Annotated in this window: 16 protein-coding genes; 5 read left to right on the top strand and 11 right to left on the bottom strand. The window is 58.0% G+C overall.

Annotated elements, in window-relative coordinates:
- Positions 1–17: 17 nt before the first annotated feature.
- Positions 18–236, bottom strand: coding sequence for a helix-turn-helix transcriptional regulator (locus X743_RS141395; protein WP_023730016.1), 219 nt, complete (start codon positions 234–236; stop codon positions 18–20).
- 122 nt (positions 237–358) lie between these two features.
- Here X743_RS141395 and X743_RS141390 point away from each other — a divergent pair, with 122 nt between their 5' ends.
- Complete coding sequence (locus tag X743_RS141390) at positions 359–625, top strand: DUF2285 domain-containing protein (RefSeq protein WP_023768681.1); 267 nt, start codon at positions 359–361, stop codon at positions 623–625.
- A 363-nt stretch (positions 626–988) separates the two neighbouring features.
- Here the strand turns inward: X743_RS141390 and X743_RS141385 are convergent, their stop codons facing one another.
- The 5 genes from X743_RS141385 to X743_RS141365 form a co-directional block, all read right to left on the bottom strand.
- Positions 989–1,729, bottom strand: coding sequence for a LuxR family transcriptional regulator (locus tag X743_RS141385; RefSeq protein ID WP_032923481.1), 741 nt, complete (start codon positions 1,727–1,729; stop codon positions 989–991).
- Between the two features lie 190 nt (positions 1,730–1,919).
- Positions 1,920–2,243, bottom strand: coding sequence for a hypothetical protein (locus X743_RS1000000172465; RefSeq protein ID WP_156934532.1), 324 nt, complete (start codon positions 2,241–2,243; stop codon positions 1,920–1,922).
- A gap of 4 nt (positions 2,244–2,247) precedes the next feature.
- The gene (locus X743_RS141375; RefSeq protein ID WP_023768684.1) at positions 2,248–3,303 is read right to left on the bottom strand and encodes a GlxA family transcriptional regulator; all 1,056 of its coding nucleotides are present in this window, start codon (positions 3,301–3,303) and stop codon (positions 2,248–2,250) included.
- Positions 3,303–4,412, bottom strand: coding sequence for a mandelate racemase/muconate lactonizing enzyme family protein (locus X743_RS141370; RefSeq protein ID WP_023768685.1), 1,110 nt, complete (start codon positions 4,410–4,412; stop codon positions 3,303–3,305). Before X743_RS141370 ends, X743_RS141375 begins: the two co-directional genes overlap by 1 nt.
- A gap of 5 nt (positions 4,413–4,417) precedes the next feature.
- Positions 4,418–5,971 carry a trimethylamine methyltransferase family protein gene (locus X743_RS141365; RefSeq protein WP_031258593.1) on the bottom strand — a complete coding sequence of 518 codons (1,554 nt, stop codon included), beginning with the start codon at positions 5,969–5,971 and terminating at the stop codon, positions 4,418–4,420.
- A 770-nt stretch (positions 5,972–6,741) separates the two neighbouring features.
- On the opposite strand from X743_RS141365, the gene X743_RS141360 reads away from it, so the two are divergent.
- Genes X743_RS141360 through X743_RS141355 form a run of 3 tightly spaced genes read left to right on the top strand, consistent with a single transcriptional unit; the run spans position 6,742 to position 9,686 of the window.
- Positions 6,742–8,286 (top strand): adenylate/guanylate cyclase domain-containing protein, encoded by a 1,545-nt coding sequence (locus X743_RS141360; RefSeq protein WP_084555638.1) that lies wholly within the window; start codon positions 6,742–6,744, stop codon positions 8,284–8,286.
- Positions 8,287–8,326: 40 nt separating this feature from the next.
- Positions 8,327–9,094, top strand: a complete 768-nt coding sequence (locus tag X743_RS0137255) for an E2 domain-associated cysteine-rich protein (RefSeq protein ID WP_156934533.1) — start codon at positions 8,327–8,329, stop codon at positions 9,092–9,094.
- Positions 9,095–9,101: 7 nt separating this feature from the next.
- The gene (locus X743_RS141355) at positions 9,102–9,686 is read left to right on the top strand and encodes a Pycsar system effector family protein (RefSeq protein WP_156934534.1); all 585 of its coding nucleotides are present in this window, start codon (positions 9,102–9,104) and stop codon (positions 9,684–9,686) included.
- A 220-nt stretch (positions 9,687–9,906) separates the two neighbouring features.
- Here the strand turns inward: X743_RS141355 and X743_RS1000000173015 are convergent, their stop codons facing one another.
- The gene (locus X743_RS1000000173015) at positions 9,907–10,107 is read right to left on the bottom strand and encodes an XRE family transcriptional regulator (RefSeq protein WP_198028505.1); all 201 of its coding nucleotides are present in this window, start codon (positions 10,105–10,107) and stop codon (positions 9,907–9,909) included.
- A complete protein-coding gene (locus tag X743_RS1000000173020) occupies positions 10,104–10,241 on the bottom strand; it encodes a hypothetical protein (protein ID WP_198028506.1) in 138 nt (45 codons plus the stop codon). Before X743_RS1000000173020 ends, X743_RS1000000173015 begins: the two co-directional genes overlap by 4 nt.
- Positions 10,242–10,820: 579 nt before the next feature.
- On the opposite strand from X743_RS1000000173020, the gene X743_RS141350 reads away from it, so the two are divergent.
- Complete coding sequence (locus tag X743_RS141350) at positions 10,821–11,732, top strand: LysR substrate-binding domain-containing protein (protein ID WP_023768690.1); 912 nt, start codon at positions 10,821–10,823, stop codon at positions 11,730–11,732.
- Here X743_RS141350 and X743_RS141345 read toward each other — a convergent pair.
- Genes X743_RS141345 through X743_RS141335 form a run of 3 tightly spaced genes read right to left on the bottom strand, consistent with a single transcriptional unit; the run spans position 11,729 to position 15,513 of the window.
- Entirely contained in the window at positions 11,729–13,051 is a 1,323-nt protein-coding gene (locus tag X743_RS141345) for an FAD-binding oxidoreductase (RefSeq protein ID WP_023768691.1), read from the bottom strand. The genes X743_RS141350 and X743_RS141345 overlap by 4 nt on opposite strands.
- Positions 13,052–13,064: 13 nt before the next feature.
- Positions 13,065–14,591, bottom strand: a complete 1,527-nt coding sequence (locus tag X743_RS141340; protein ID WP_023768692.1) for an aldehyde dehydrogenase — start codon at positions 14,589–14,591, stop codon at positions 13,065–13,067.
- A complete protein-coding gene (locus tag X743_RS141335; RefSeq protein WP_023768693.1) occupies positions 14,569–15,513 on the bottom strand; it encodes a dihydrodipicolinate synthase family protein in 945 nt (314 codons plus the stop codon). The genes X743_RS141340 and X743_RS141335 overlap by 23 nt, the downstream gene beginning before the upstream one ends.
- Between the last annotated feature and the right edge of the window lie 48 nt (positions 15,514–15,561).

The following is a 15,561-nucleotide window of genomic DNA, read 5'->3' on the forward strand; positions in this document are numbered from 1 at the left end:
CTTGGAAGTCAGGTGCGTCAGGCCTGTTTGTCGGGCCTAACCAGATCCGTGTGGCTGACGCCGAGGGCCAATGCAAGTTCATAGATCGTTATGATCGTCGGATTTCTTCGGCCTTTCTCCAAGCCGCTGATGTACTGCTGGCTGAACCCAGAAATCTCGGCAAGCTGCTCCTGTGTCAGACGCTTCCTTAGCCTGATCCTCTGCACATTACGTCCGACCAACCTGCGCATATCCATGCACGACAGCCAGCGGATTACGCAGCTTGAGTTTATCAACTATAATATGTAATCCACATCGAGCATCTAAATCCGCTAGCGGAGGGCTTCGCGGAGGCCGTTTTCCGGAGGTATAACCAGCGATGTTACAGCCTAAGTCGAACACGCCAATTGCTGACGAAGTGCACTGGTCGGACAGCCTCACGGCCTACGATAAAGCGCATTTCACGACTTATATGCGGCTCCTAGACGCCTCCGCCGATGATGCGAGCGAAGAAGAGATGGCCCACGTCATCCTCGGCATCGATCCAGCACGCGAACCGGAGCGCGCCAGGAAGGCTCTTCGTAGTCATCTCGACCGTGCGAACTGGATGGTCACTACTGGCTACAAGAAATTGTTCGCCGGTTGAACAATTACACCGTGCGCTCCATTTCGCCTCAGCAAGGAAATCCCTGTACTCGTCTCTACAAGCGCGTGCCGTCCTGGATGGCGCGGCGAACGCCTCCACGCAGATGATCGGCAGGATTCTCACCGGCCGGCCTGAACCCGTGGCTCGTTATATCATCTGTTTAGCTACGCCCGGATGACTGCCAGATCCTTGTGTCCACCGCAAGCGGCCGATCAGGGTTTCGGCATTTCCCGTTCCACCCCGGCAGGCGAACCGGCCGAGCGCCTGGAAGACGAGGCAGAGGCGACCTTGCATTGGAGGCGAATGGCCAGCCGAAAACAGCCTGTGCTCATGCTCAACAGAACCAAAGACGAATTCAGCTTCTCAGAGAATTGAAGATCGGGAGGAGGCCAGCAGGGCTACGGCCTGATCCTTGGTGTGCACGCCGAGCTTCTTCTTCGCATTGTCGAGGTGGAAATCGACGGTACGCGGCTTGATGCCCAAGATGCAGCCGACAGCCCAAGAGGACTTGCCGCGCGAGGCCCATTGAAGGCATTCATATTCACGAGGTGTCAACGAAACGCCGTCCACGGTTCGATTGCCGGACAGCTTTCGACGAGCATAAATGTGAAAACATGTCGCCATGAGTTGGAGCGCCTGTTCGTATCGCCCAGCAACGCGCAGGGAGGCGGAATTGGGCTTATCAGCGGCAAAGGTCATAGCTGCAACACAGCCTCTGCGATCGATAATCGGGATCGTCAAACCGCACCGGATGCTGAACTGGGCCGCCTCATCGAATAGCTTCTTTTGAGCCGGCGACATCTCAACGCAACGCAAATCCGACCCCGGCCATTGAAACGGGGAGCCGCCACACCGCGCACGCATAATGACGGGATCGACTTTCTGATACTGGTTTTGCAGATAGTGCGCGGTCCAGGGAGGTGGATAGTTTGAGATCAGCTTGGGCTCGCCACAAGACTGCAATGGCAAAGACAGATAGGCAAAGGTGAGTAGATCAAGTGCTGCGGCCGCCCCAGCCATGGCATCCCGGAAATCTGTTTCATCGACACTCTCCGATAACTTTTCCAGAAGTGTCTCGAAGAGAGGCGGCATGTTCTTCGTCATTGTCCTAGCTCAATCGCTTTGTCCGTCTGCTGCGCGCCGTTCTGACCTGGAGACTCGCCATAAGCCGGGGCCGCATAACTGCGGCCGGTCTTAGCAAGCAGAGCTGACCGCTTTAGAATGCCACAAGGCGTTGCGTGATCTTCGCATAGTCGTCACCAACCGCAGCTGCGCTGGACTGTTGGAACGGCCATCACGGAGAAGCTACAGCATCTTCCCAACGCAATAACGCAATCGGAGAGATCTTCTTGTGAAATGAAATCATCGCCGCCCCCGCATCATGCAGTCGTGAGAAGTCATCCTGCGCCACCACGGTCGGGGCGGCATCAAAGCCGTCATCAATCCAATGGTTGGCGCTGTCGACACGGAAGAGAACAACGGATAAGCCCATCTCGCCGCTGTGAGCGCTATGATCCGGACGTATCGTTGCGCCGCTTTCCGATTGTTGGTGGGCAGATCGACTCCAAACATTGGCATGGATAGGGGCGCCGCTATTCTCCGCTAAATTCAATACCAAGATATCATCTTAAGCCGGGCCCAACCCAGGCCGGCACTATCGCTCGACACTGCTGCGGCGACATTCCATTGAAGGCTCTGAAGCACTTCGCGAAATGCGAAGCAGACGTAAACCCGCAGGCCATGGCAATGTCGATGATGGGCATCCGCGTGCCTTCGATCAGGCGCTTCGCATGGTCTGTGCGGATCCGGAGATAGTGGCGCACCGGCGGAAGTCGGACATGGGAAGCGAACAAGCGTTCCAGCTGGCGCCGCGATACTCCGGCCCGTTGCGCAACCTCTTCCATTGTCAGCGGGAACTCCACATTTTCTTCCATGATCCGCATTGCCATCAAGAGCTTATCGCTCACACCGGCAAAGGCCAGACCTGACGGCCCAGTCTGGCGGTTTGATCCTGAGCGCTGACCTTGGACAGTCGCGTGGCGGCAGACCTCCTGTGCAATATACCCGCCGGCATGGCTGCCGATCAGATCCACCGCCAGGTCGAAGGCTGCCAGTTCTCCTGCGCAGGTTGAATACTGGCCGTCCTTGACAAACAAAGAATCGCTTATGCGGGGTTGGTTGAACACTTCGGCAAAAGCAGCGAGCCGCGACCAGTGTATCGTGCAGCGTGTACCTGCCAGAAGGCCCGTCCGAGCGAGCAGCCATGTCGCTGTCCCAACCGCAGATATCGGCACCGCGCGACGCGCCATCGTTCGCAGAAATCCGTTGAGCTCAGGCGTCAGTTGCTGTTCTACCGGCTCGCCCGTCACGATTGCGAGCTGGTTCGGTCTGCGATCGTCCGAGCCGAAAGCCAGCTCGTCTATCCCGACATCGACAGCAACCGAAAGGCCGTTGGCGCCCTCAATTGGCCGAGCGTCAAGCCCCGCGATTCGCCACCGGAACAGCGGCAGCCTCGATACCGTGTTGGCGATGCGAAAGGGTTCGATATATGCGTGAAGCGCCAGGTGCGAGAACCCGGGTAACAAAAGAACCACCAGGTCAAACGGTCGATCGGCCGCCGCCGAAATTTTCGGCGTGGCCAACGACGTAATTGCGCTGATGTTGGCGGGTGCGTTCACTAGGATGCGTACGAGGCTACTGGCTGACCGAACAAGCCGGGTTCCGGTTTGACGCCGAGGCCAGGCAGCTGCGGCACCGCGATGTGACCATTTTCGATGACAATCGGCTTCTTCGCGTCGAAGTGTCCTTCGATATATTCCTGCGCGATCCAGGCGCCCTCAAAACGGCGCGGCTCCACAGTGGAAGCTAAGTGTACGCAAGCCGCCGCGATTATGTCGCCACCCCATGCGTCATCACAGCTGTGCGGTAGCGAGCGGATGGCGCAAACGTCGCGGATTGTCGCCATTTTGGTGAGGCCGCCGAGACGCGTGACCTTAAAGCCGAAGCCATCCGCGATGCCGAGGGAGATCGCCCTGAGTACCGCGTTCTGATCTTCGGTGTTCTCGTCCAAATATACCGGATGCGTCACCCTGCCCTTCAGGGTGGCGATCTCATCGATAGTGTTGCAGGGTTGTTCGAAAACGAATGGGATCGCCTGGCAAAGCCGGTCAAGATGAATGGCGGCAGCGACAGTGAGGCCCCTGTTGCCATCCACTGCGATACGAGCTTTGTAGCCGACCGCCTCCCAAACCTTGTGAATCAAGGCCACATCCTGTTCGAGATTTAGCCCCGAGATTTTGACCTGCAGGCGTGGATAACCTGACTTCACCTTGTCGGCGGCTATCCTGGCCGTTTCGTCAGGCGGGCCAACAATGAGCGAATAGTAGGCCGGAACACGGTCGGTAAGCGCACCGCCCAGCAGCGTCGAGACCGGCACTCCAAGCCGCTGGCCAAGGAGGTCGAGAAACGCTATGTCGAACGCTGCCTTGGCATAGCCATGCCCGTTCAAGCGCTCGTCCATGCGTTTGGCGAGAAGCCTGATCGAGGCAATCTCGGCACCCATAAGACCTGGGGCGATTTCGGCAATCGCCGCGCGTGCGCCGAGTGCATGATGCGGCTGATAAACCGGCCCTACCGGGCAGGTTTCGCCCCAGCCAGTCAACCCGTCATTTGTCACAACCTCGACAAGGGTGCTGTCAAGCGCGTCGACGTCGGTGCTTGCCATTCGATAGGTGCCGCCTTTAACAGGCAGCTTGGTACTATAGACGTTGATCCGGTCAATGCGCATGATGCTCAGTATTCCTCGTTGAGTGCGTCGACGGCGGGGATTTCCCTTGAGCGACGATCGATATAAGCGCGCAATTCCTCGTCCTTCGCGACATCGAGCTTAGGTTCTTCATATTCGGCAAGAAGGCGGCGCGCATGATCGAGGGCACGTTGCTTGATATCCTTGGAGCCATCAGCGTACCACTGCTCGATCGAGTTATTGTCGAAGAGTTTCGGAATAAAGAAGGCCTTCTCGAAGTTCGCCTGTGTATGCGGATGTCCAAAGTAATGGCCGCCTGGCCCGACATCGCGAACCGCAGCCAGGGCTTCATCAAAGTCGTCCCACTGGATGCCTTGCGTCATGCGATAGCCCATGGCACAGACTTCGGCGTCGACAACAAACTTTGCGATCGAGCAGTGCATGCCGGCTTCGTTCCAGCCAGCCGAATGCCAAATGTAGTTTGCGCCTGACATCAGCACGGCCATCATCGTCATCGCACTTTCATAGCCAGCTTGCGCATCGAACACCTTGGCGCCGCCGAGCAAATTCGAGGTACGCCAAGGCACATTGTAGCGGCGAGCCATCTGGCCGATCATGAAGTTCATCAGCGAAATCTCAGGCGTTCCCGCCATCGGCGCTCCCGATTGCATCGACACGGTCGACAGGTAATGCCCATAGATCGCAGGGCAGCCCTTGCGCACCACCTGCGTGTAGGCGAGTGCCGAGAGCGCCTCCGCATTGAGCTGCGCCACTGCCGCCGCAGTGGAGGCTGGCGTGTTCGCGCCGCCGAGAACGAACGGCGAGCATAGCACGGGCTGATTGCGCCGGCAGAAAGCACGCATGCCGCCTAACATGACCTGGTCCCACACGAGCGGCGAATTGCCGTTGCAGTTTCCGGTGGTCACTGCATGAGTCTCAAGGAAGCCTTCGCCAAAAAGGATCTCGCACATATCGAGCACGTCCTCGGCATTCTTGGGAGAGGTAGTCATGCCCATGAATATCTTGTCGGAGTGCTTCATTGACGAATAGGTGATGTGCAGGTGCCGATGCGCGACAACAATGTCCATAGGCTCCACGATGTGGTGCGCCGATGAATGCAAGGCTGGCATCATGTGCGCCAGCTTGTGGAAGGTCCCAAGGTCCGCGATCGTCGGCCCACGCCTTACGTCATCAAGGTCGCGCATGTAAGGCGCGCCGGTCATCGGCACGAAGATGGATTTGTCGCCTCCGAGCTCGACATTCTTCGCTGGATCGCGCGCGAAATATTCGACATTGGGGGGAATGGTCTTGATGAGCTCCATGACCAGGCTGCGGTCGAGATGAACGCGGTCATCTGCTCGCACGTCTGCTCCGGCTCTCTTCCAGTCCTCAATCGCGATCGGATCGCGAAACACCACGCCTACTTCTTCTAGGATCGCTAGAGAAGCCTCGTGAATGCGTTCAACCTGCTCGGCATCCATTGGCTCTACCACCGGTAGGCCGCGCCTCAGCGTCGGCAACATATCGACCTTTGGCGCCTTGCGGATCGTCCGCCGCGCTTCCCGCCCTCCCTTACGAGAAAGTTGTAGTTGAGCAATCATGCCGGCCTCCAAGAAAAACGATGCGGCCTGTGTAAGCCGGCCGGAACTATTGCCGGAGTCCGAAGATTCGACCTACTGCAAAAGTCTCACTCGTCTGTTGACTGAAGCGCCGCAGCAGACTGGCACGTCGATCAGGTGGCTTGCGTCGGAGGGCAGTTTCGTGCGGGCAGTATCGGTCGCCGACAGCACTTCGGCTTTGCTCCAGAGCCGGTAGATGGAAGACCCCACCCAAGACAGCGTTGCAGGTACAATCGACGAGACGCCACCGAAATAAAGTCAATCGGGAGGCTACTTTTTTGCGCCGACGAGCTTCCGCGGTTCCGTGCTAGCTTTTGCTTGGTATTGGTGGGGGACTCAAAATTGTGCCAATGTTGTGTACTTGAGGGCTGATTTCGCAGCATGGGGTGGGAAGGAATGAGATTTGCGGGGTCTGCGACAGCCGCCGTAGCAGATTCGTCGCGAACTCCTGAAAAAAGGCCCAACCCCCTGATATCGGTGCGCGCGTCCAGCTAAACCGCCTCGAAAGACACAACAGTACGCCTCGACACGTTTTCCGCCGTTCCGAGGGGTGGGTGACCGAGTCTTTTAGGCGAAGGACCGATTTTTCCGGATGCAAAAGTGTCCGAAAAAATCCCCTTCAGAACAAACGGGGAATTGAACGCAACGAGGCATCTCGCCCGATGCACAACTCCACGACGGCTCGCACCTCATGACGGAGTCGTCGGACAGAACTTGATCGAAATCGTTGGTGCACCAAGCCCCCGGAAGACATGGAGTCGAAGTTGTCGAATAGCTGGAAATATGAACGCGCCAAGAACGCCATCGATGCCCGTTTCAAAGACGTCGAAACGGTGACGGTTGTCGACTACACCCGTGACACGTCATTGACGTCCATACCGACGAACAAAGCCTACCGAATGGATGCGGTTCACCTCTATGTGGACATCTTGAACCTCCGTGACATGCTCGAAAGCACCGACGTGGAGGGCGAGACCTGTCACAAGAGGACGCTCCGCTTTCTCAATCTTCACTACAGGGCCGTACGCAGAATCTTAGCGGCGTCGGATGCCCTGCGTGTCGATTTTCACAACCAGCGCCTCCACGCGGTTGTCGCCAAGCCCTACGGCGAAGATTCGGAAGGCGATCGCGTGAACCGAGCGGTGGCGATTGCACGATTGATCAGCGACGTCCTGCAGGAAACGGGCGACGACGATGAGAACATTCCCGCAGCACAGGTTCGCATCGGTATAGACAGCGGCCGCGCGCTGGTCGTCAACAACGGTCGCGGCGGCAACCGGGAACCATTATTCCTTGGCCGCCCTGCCAATATGGCTGCAAAGATCGCGTCGAACGGAACCGACGTCGGAATTTATCTCAGCAATGAGGCACGATCTGCAATCGGCCTTGAAGAGCTCGATGCCGACGACATCCCGCTTACGCCATTGACCGAGGAAGAGATCGCCGAGTGCCAGGATGCAGCGCAGCTCGGCTTGAGCAAGGACACGCTGGTGTCCGAATGGCGCGCTGACAACAAGAACAATCCGATCGGCTCCTTTGTTTTCGCGCGAGTCACGCCACCCCTGAGAGATCTCGACATCTCGCTACTGACGCCGGGCAACTCAAGGCGCATGGAGACGATTTCGGTCTACGCTGACGTCGACAATTTCACGGCCTACGTGGATGCCCATATCGACGACGATCCGGAAGACGTTGTTCGCTGTCTCCATGTCATCCGCTCAGAGCTTGATCGAGTTCTTTCTTGCGACTTCTCGGGACGTCGTATCAGGTTCATCGGTGACTGCATCCATGGCCATTTGATGGAGGGAACCGCCTTTCAGACCTACACCGAGGACACGGTATCGACTGGAACACTCTGCGCCGGCGCCCTCAGGAGCAGCTTCGACCTGACGCTTGAGCGGCTGCGCGCAAATGACGTGGATACGGACGATTTGGGACTGGCGATTGGTTTTGAGTTTGGACCAACTGCCATCACCCGACTTGGCATGCAGGGCAATCGTGTTCGCTGCTCCACTGGACGAGCAGTCTTGGGATCAGAGGACGAACAGAAACGCTGCACTGGCGAGCAGACGGCAATCGGCCAAACCGCATATGACGGAGGCCCGGCATCGGTGCGCACGCTCTTCGGAACGTCGAGGCGAAAGTCCGGCCTCACCTATGATGTGGTGCTCGAAGCGCTCGTTGCCGATGAAAACAAGGTGGCCAAAGCCATCCACGGTGCCGCTTACGCGGTGGTGAGTCCTTCAATAGCCAGAGCTGCCGAAGCGCCATTTCGACCTTACTTGGAGAAGCGCTAACTCCATGTCGGCCGTGCGGCTTCTGACTGAGACTGCAACCTTGAACCATGCCGTCCTCATGCGCGAGAGCGGCGACAGCGCAATCTTTGCTGTCCAGCCCGCGCTTGCTTCCGGTGCCCCAGCGACTAAATTTCTTATTGAGATCACGCGGGTCGGCGAGACAGTCAAAGCTCGCGAGGTGAAGCCAGACCGCCTACCGTCATTCTGCCCGGAACGTCACATAAACTTCGATGGAAGCTTCTGCCTTTTCTGGGCGGAGCTCGAGCGTCACACCATCGACAATCATGAGGCGGCGGCGGGATGGTGGGGGAAGTTGCTCATTTTTCTCCTTAGACAGGGCACTGCGGCGGTGCTCCGCTCATGGCCAGGGAAAGCCGATGCTAGAGCCCATGGGCCAGAGGCAGCGAGATTTCAAGCGGTCGCAGAATTCAATGCGTCCAATCTCGGCAAAGCATTCATATCCTCTCTCCGAGAGGAGCGTTTTTCGACCGTGGAGAAGCGAGTAAACAACGAGCGTCGGGTCCGACTGCTCCTGAACGGTAAGAGGATACTGTCGGTAGTTCGAAACGATCGTCGCGTCATGACGCTTCGGCAAAGATGCAAATGCGGCGATGGGAACCGGCCGATTTCCGCCTGCTCGGACCACGCAGATGTCCTCGCCGATTTCGCGCTGGCGTTAGATGGCTGGCGTGAGGCGGAGCAGTCGTTCTTCTACAGTTTCAAAAACACAACGCTGAAATGCTGCGGGACAATGGACAGCTGCCCTCTCGCCGACTTTCTGGCCGTGCAGTTGGATGAGGCAGCATAGGATTTCAATGGCCAAGAACGACCAGCAAGATACTTACGAGAAACTGCTTTCGGCCAATCACGGCCGGATGCTGGACCTTGTAAAATTTGCAGAAACGAAGAACGCGGCTCTGCTCACGTTTTGCTCGGTTTGGATGGGATCGATCATCACGATGCTCCGATCTCCGGACGAACTAGCCATGGGCTACCGCGCAGCGTTCCTCGTCGTTCTTCCGCTCTTGGCGGTGGCGGCAGTCATATCGTTGGCTTCATTCCTGCCAAAATTCCTACATCACTTTCATCGGGCCGCAGATGGCTCGACGAACCTCCTCTATTTCGGCGACATCGCAAAACTGGAAGCCGGGGAATTCGGTGAAGCCGCCAAGAAGCGATATTTTCCGGAGGAAGGGCAATCCGCAACCGATGACTATCTAGACGACATGGCTCTCCAGGTTGCGATACAGGCCCGCATCGCAAATCGTAAATTTAAGACTTTCAACGCAGCCGGCCGACTCGTCCTTGCTTCATGTGTCTGTATGGCAACGCCACCGGTTGTCTGGGCTCTTCAAACAACATGGGCAACCGTTCAGCGTTGGGTTATTGCAAGTGGCTAGGCGGTTGTCGACGTCAGAATGTGCGGCCAGGTTCGCTGGAAAGCTCGGTATGGCCAAGGACGACGCAGGATCGGCTAACATCGCAACCGCCTGTAAGGAGTTTTTGACCAGATCGCAAAACCCGAACGCCGTACACTGCGCAGGCATGGTCGACGGCTGCGGGCACCAGTGGCAAGTCGCGCCATAAACCTCAAATGCCAGTGTCTTTCCGACGCTGCCTTCAGCCGACAACCAGGCGTACTGGTTTGCCTACGCGGGCCAGCATGCTCACCAAGGCATCCATCGTGAATTTGCTGGTCTTCCTGTTCACGACATCGGAGATGCGCGGTCTGGTCACATGAAAAATCTTGGCAGCCTCCTCCTGTTTCAAGGGGTTCTCCGTGATACAAACAGCCAGCTCTCCCATGAGCTGCTCCTTCAAGAGAGGAGCTCCTCGATATGCTTTCTGGACTCCCCGTGATAAAGCTCGGCTTCATTTTCCGAAAAGCCCAGTTCCGCGAACAGATTAGCTCCCGGATTCGTAACATGCCTGATTTCGGTGGCAATTTCACTCATGCTCAAACCTCTTCCGAATGACTGCCTTGTGGCGTCCAGAAGCAATCTCCTTGTCGTGTTTTGACGTGGCCTCCGTTTCTTCTGGAAGCAGTGAAGGACATCGATCGCTCGACGTCGCCGGCAACCACACGCCCCCCCGCAACGAACTCTCTGGAGATCGCTTGCCCGGTATCTCCCCCCGCGCCTGTTATCATCGCAGTCTTCGTCTTCTCAACGCCAGTCACAGGCTAGCCATCTTTAAAGGGATAGTTCGGTTCATGGTCTCTGAAAGGCTGCTGAAGACCAGTGGGGCAGCCCTGCAAAAGTCTCACCCCCTTGTTTTGTTTAGTTGCCAAGCGCAGACAATTCCCCGGGCATGTTCCGCTGCAGCCGCGTCGGACATGGATTTGGCAGAGTCGCAGATCGCGAAGCATGGTTCATACAAATCTCCTATGTTCCGCCGCAAATGGGTGGGGATCGCAGCCATAGTCGGTCGAAACGCAGGCTATCGCGTCGCCTTGTAAATGGTTGTCCCAACATATTCAGCCCGCTTGCTCTATTTGTCGCGCGGCGCGATTATCGAAGTGTTTGGAGCTTGAGATGGTTCGCCGCTATTATGACCTGCCGTCCCTGACTGCTTTAGCTGTTTTCGAGGCGTCTGCCCGGCACCTGTCATTCAAATTGGCTGCTGCGGAACTGAACGTCACTCCTGGCGCCGTCAGCCGACAGATAAAAGCGATCGAGGACGAACTGGGGGTTCCGCTGTTTACCCGATTGGGAATCGGTGTGGCGCTGACAAGCGCTGGCGAAGATCTTTATGGCGTGTTGGCCAGCGGTTTTTCGCGGGCCGCAGACATCGTCCGAAATGTGAAACGCGGCGACCGTTCCAAGAACGTCACGCTGGCGTGCACGGACGCCTTCGCGTCGACGTGGCTGATCCCACGGATGCCGGACTTCTGGACACGGCACCAGGATATTGCCGTTGACCACCTTATCTCGGACAATCCTCGCGATTACCGCCGAGCCGAGGTCGAATTGCGCATTCGCTACGGGTTCGGATCGTGGTCGAATGAAGATGCTGAGCTCCTTTTCGATGAAACAATTTACCCGGTATGCGGGCCGGGATTTGCAAGCAAGCATCGCGATGCAACGGCAGAGTCGTTGGCCGACCTCCCCTTGCTGCATGTTGACTGGGTCGATCCCGACTGGGCTGGCTGGGACGAGGTCTTACGGCGCGCGGGGGTGTCGCATGGGCCGACCCGCGGCCGGCGCTTCGGCAAGTTCTTCGTGGCGCTTCAGGCTGCTCAAGCCGATCAAGGGGTGGCCGTTGGCTGGCACCGGCTTGTCAAGGCGCAGATTGACGAAGGGAAACTCGTCAGACTGACCGATCTCGAGCTCCCAGCCCCTGGCAGCTACTATCTCACCTGGTATCAAAATCGCACCCTTTCCCCTGCCGCCCAGAGCCTCCGTAGCTGGATCCGGGAAGCGGCCGCGCAAGAACGAGAAAGCTAGAGCTCTATGCCGGCGCGCTTCTGCATCGCCCACAGCTTCAGCGGCGCGCCGATCGACATCAGCGGTTCTGGATAAAGCCGAGCCGGGGCTGGCTCTTTCAGGGCGTCTGCAACCATTGGCTCGTTAGTACCAAGGGCAAGATCGGCAGCCAGCATTCCGTAGAGGGTGCCTTGCACCGTTCCGAGACCATTGCAGCATCCAGCTACGAACACCCTCTCATCGACTTCGCCGAATGCAGGAGCGGAGTTGAGGGAAAGGCAAAGGTGGCCTCCCCATCGAAACTCCATAGGTATTTCACCCAGCATCGGGAAGCGCGCCTGGAATGATCGCTCGTGCACGGCGCCGATCCGACGGATCCTCTTCTCACTGGTGGACATGTCCGGATTATGGGTGAAGGTGTTGCGGACAACGATCCGATCGCTGATCCTGCGGATGGTTGACCCCATCGGGTCGGCCGGGATCAAGCCCCAATGCGGCTCACCTCCCAGCGCTGTCTGTTCGCTCTTGGAAAGCGGCGTCGTCATGCTGGCGTAAGTGAACACATGCAGCAGGCGTTTCTTGAAGAAGCCAAAGCTTTCGAGATGACCGTTAACGGTGAGGATCAACCGCGGCGCGGTGATCTCGCCCTCGGCCGTCTTGGCAGTGTGCAGTTTGCCTGTTTGCAGAGAAGTCACCGGTGAATTCTCGAATAGCTGCACACGCCTCGACAAACCTTCGGCGAGTCCACGAATGAAGCCGGCCGGCTGTGCCATTACCGTTCCAGGCGTAAACGTACCGCCGACGAAGAACTCGGTTCCGGTGATTTCCTTCAACTGCAGCGCGTCGAGCCGCTCGAATGGCTCGCCTAGCCCCGTCAGGTGTTTTTCGAATTCGCGCAGGACGGCAACACCGTGATCGGTTGCGGCTCCGTGGTACTTGCCGGCCCGAACGAAGTATTTCTGCAACGCATATTCGTCCGCGGCAGAAGCCGAAAATTCGATCGCGGCGCGGTTCATGCGAATGCGCCTGCGGTCGCGGTCCTGACTTCCGCCGTAATGCTCCCCACCGAGCTCGTGCGGCAGATCGATCATGAAGCCGGAGTTGCGCCCGGCAGCACCCCAGCCGACGCGCTGAGCATCGATCACCACTATGCGCTCGTTCGGCACCAGTTGTGAGAGGCGCCGCGCGGCCGCCAAGCCAGCAAACCCAGCTCCTACAATGAGCCAGTCCGCCTTGTGACGGCCGCGCAGCACCTCAGGTGCCTTGGGAGGCGGCAGAATACCGTACCAGCCGGGCATGGATGTGTCCGCAGGCGTGCGGACAGCCTCATAATCGCTCATCGATGCGACCAGGCTAGTCTACCGAACGCGAGACCTTAGGATCGGAGATGTCCGCCCAGATGGTCTTGAGTTCAGTATATTGGTCGTGGGCATGCAAAGACTTGTCTCGTCCCCCGAAGCCCGAAAGCTTGAAGCCGCCGAAGGGTGTCGAGACGTCTCCTTCGCCGTAGCAATTGATGGTCACCGTCCCGGCGCGAATATCCCTTGCGATGCGATGCGCCTTGCCGAGATTGGCGGTAAAGATCGATGCTGCAAGCCCGTATTGCGTGTCGTTGGCGACTCGAAGCGCCTCGTCAGCGTTGGCGACTTTGATTACCGACAGCACTGGACCGAAAATTTCCTCTCGCGCAATTGCCATTTCGGGCGTGACATCGTCGAAAACGGTCGGCTCTATGAAATAGCCTTTGCCGTACTTGTGTGCGTTGCCGCCCGTGACGATCCTGGCGCCTTCCTCCCGCCCCTTCTTGATGTAGCCCATGATGCGGTCGAACTGCTCCTTCGACACAATGGCGCCGAGCCGATTGCCCGGATCCAGTGGCTCGCCCAAAGGCCATTCCTTTAGCTTGTGGAGGACGGTTTCCACCAAGCGATCCTTGATCTTCTCGTGTACGATCAGGCGGGAGTTGGACGAGCAGTTCTCGCCCATGTTCCAGAAAACAGCTTGGGTGACGTGCTGTGCAACAACGTCGAGGTTCTCGGCGTCTTCCAGCACGATGCATGGGTTCTTTCCGCCGCATTCGAGCACGACGCGCTTGAGATTGGACTTGGCGGAATATTCCAAGAATTTCCGGCCGACGTCAGTTGACCCGGTGAAGGCGACCATGTCGATATCGGGATGCACGCCGAGTGCCTTGCCGGTCACTTCGCCCGGACCGGTGACGATTTGCAGGACGCCTGACGGCAGCCCGGCCTCATGCGCCAGTTCGGCGATCCGCAACGTCGACATATTGGTCTGCTCGGCCGGCTTGGCAATGACGGAGTTCCCCGTCGCAAGTGCCGGACCGATCTTCCAGGCCAGCATGAGGATCGGGAAATTCCAGGGCAGAACGCAGGCGACCACGCCCAGCGGCTGGCGCACGATCATCGACACGACATCGTCGCCCGAAGGTGACGTCTGGCCGTAGAGCTTATCGGTGGCTTCCGCATGCCATTCCAGGCAATGCAGAGCCTCGGGGATGTCTATGGTTTCGACGTCGAAGATCGGCTTGCCGCTTTCGAGCGTCTCAAGTACTGCAAGCTCATGGGCGTTTCGCTTCATCAGTTTCACCAGCCGCCGCAGGACGCGCTTGCGCTCGCTCGGATGCGCACGCGACCAGGCGCCCGACTCAAACGCCAGTCGCGCCTTCTCGACAGCGAGATCGACATCGGCCTGGCCGCAGCAAGCGATCTCGGCGATGACCTGCCCTGTCGCGGGATTGATGGTCTCGAAAGTATCCCCAGATTGTGCAGCCCGCGCCTTGCCATCTATTACTGCGCTGGTCGGCAGTGGCAGGCTGTCCGCTAAGTTCTGGTACTCATCACGCGTTAATAGCGATGACATTCTCGGAAGCCCTCTTCTGGGATTTTAGAGTGATTGATGCGATGACTGCCTTAAGAGTGCGGATCGTCGACTCGAGTTCCCGCTTCTGTTCGTCGCCGAGTGCCCGCATCGGCAGGCGCACGGGCCCAGCCGGCAATCCAGCCAATTCGCACCCGAACTTGATGCTCTGGACGAATTTGCCGCCCTGTTCGAGAAGCCTCATCAGAGGCAGAAGCGCCGACATGATCTGCCGGCCCTTGGTGAAGTCCTTCTCGATCACGCAGGCTTCGTATAGCGCGAGGTGCTCTGTCGGCAGGCAGTTGCCGGCGCCGCAGACCCATCCTTTTGCGCCCCAGGCGAAGAATTCAAGCGCCTGATCATCCATGCCGCAGAACAGATCGATGTGCGGGTAGTCACGAGCCAAGGCGTGCAGCTGGTTCATGCTGCCGCTGGATTCCTTGATGGCACAGAAATTGGAGCTGCGACCGACCCGGTCCAGGAACTCGACGTCCATCATCGTGCCGGTACGTCCGGGATAGTTGTAGAGCATCGCCGGTAGATTGGCGGCCTTGTCGATCGCAAGTGCATGATTGGCAAGTTCGAGCTGCGTGGGAACAGCGTAGTACGGCGAGCCGATCAGGATGCCGTCGTACTTGAGGTCCTTTGCAATTAGCGCGTATTCAATGCAGTCGTCGGTGCGAATGGCGCCGACGCCGGCGATTAGGGGCATCTTCCCCTTCACCAAGTTCCTGGCAAGCTTAAGAAGGCTGACACGCTCGTCGCGTGACTGGGCGTAGTACTCTCCTGTCGTGCCACCGACAATGATACCGTGGACGCCAGTCGAGACTAGGTGCTCGACCATGACGCAGAAACCGTCACGGTCGATCGACCCGTCCGCGTGAAAGGGCGTTGTGACGGGCGGAATAACGCCTTTGAACGACATCTGCCTCGCTCCAGTTGCAGCTACAGGTCGGCGTTATATGCAAGCTGA

Source organism: Mesorhizobium sp. LNHC232B00, from assembly GCF_000502435.1.
Classification (GTDB): domain Bacteria; phylum Pseudomonadota; class Alphaproteobacteria; order Rhizobiales; family Rhizobiaceae; genus Mesorhizobium; species Mesorhizobium opportunistum.

Excerpts from the sequence above, each read along its gene's own strand:
- X743_RS141340 (WP_023768692.1), bottom strand. The coding sequence starts at position 14,591 with ATGTCATCGCTATTAACGCGTGATGAGTACCAGAACTTAGCGGACAGC.
- X743_RS141355 (WP_156934534.1), top strand. The coding sequence starts at position 9,102 with ATGGCCAAGAACGACCAGCAAGATACTTACGAGAAACTGCTTTCGGCC.
- X743_RS141335 (WP_023768693.1), bottom strand. The coding sequence starts at position 15,513 with ATGTCGTTCAAAGGCGTTATTCCGCCCGTCACAACGCCCTTTCACGCG.
- X743_RS1000000173020 (WP_198028506.1), bottom strand. The coding sequence starts at position 10,241 with ATGAGTGAAATTGCCACCGAAATCAGGCATGTTACGAATCCGGGAGCT.
- X743_RS141360 (WP_084555638.1), top strand. The coding sequence starts at position 6,742 with ATGGAGTCGAAGTTGTCGAATAGCTGGAAATATGAACGCGCCAAGAAC.
- X743_RS141345 (WP_023768691.1), bottom strand. The coding sequence starts at position 13,051 with ATGAGCGATTATGAGGCTGTCCGCACGCCTGCGGACACATCCATGCCC.
- X743_RS141370 (WP_023768685.1), bottom strand. The coding sequence starts at position 4,412 with ATGCGCATTGACCGGATCAACGTCTATAGTACCAAGCTGCCTGTTAAA.
- X743_RS141390 (WP_023768681.1), top strand. The coding sequence starts at position 359 with ATGTTACAGCCTAAGTCGAACACGCCAATTGCTGACGAAGTGCACTGG.
- X743_RS141350 (WP_023768690.1), top strand. The coding sequence starts at position 10,821 with ATGGTTCGCCGCTATTATGACCTGCCGTCCCTGACTGCTTTAGCTGTT.
- X743_RS141385 (WP_032923481.1), bottom strand. The coding sequence starts at position 1,729 with ATGACGAAGAACATGCCGCCTCTCTTCGAGACACTTCTGGAAAAGTTA.
- X743_RS141365 (WP_031258593.1), bottom strand. The coding sequence starts at position 5,971 with ATGATTGCTCAACTACAACTTTCTCGTAAGGGAGGGCGGGAAGCGCGG.
- X743_RS141395 (WP_023730016.1), bottom strand. The coding sequence starts at position 236 with ATGGATATGCGCAGGTTGGTCGGACGTAATGTGCAGAGGATCAGGCTA.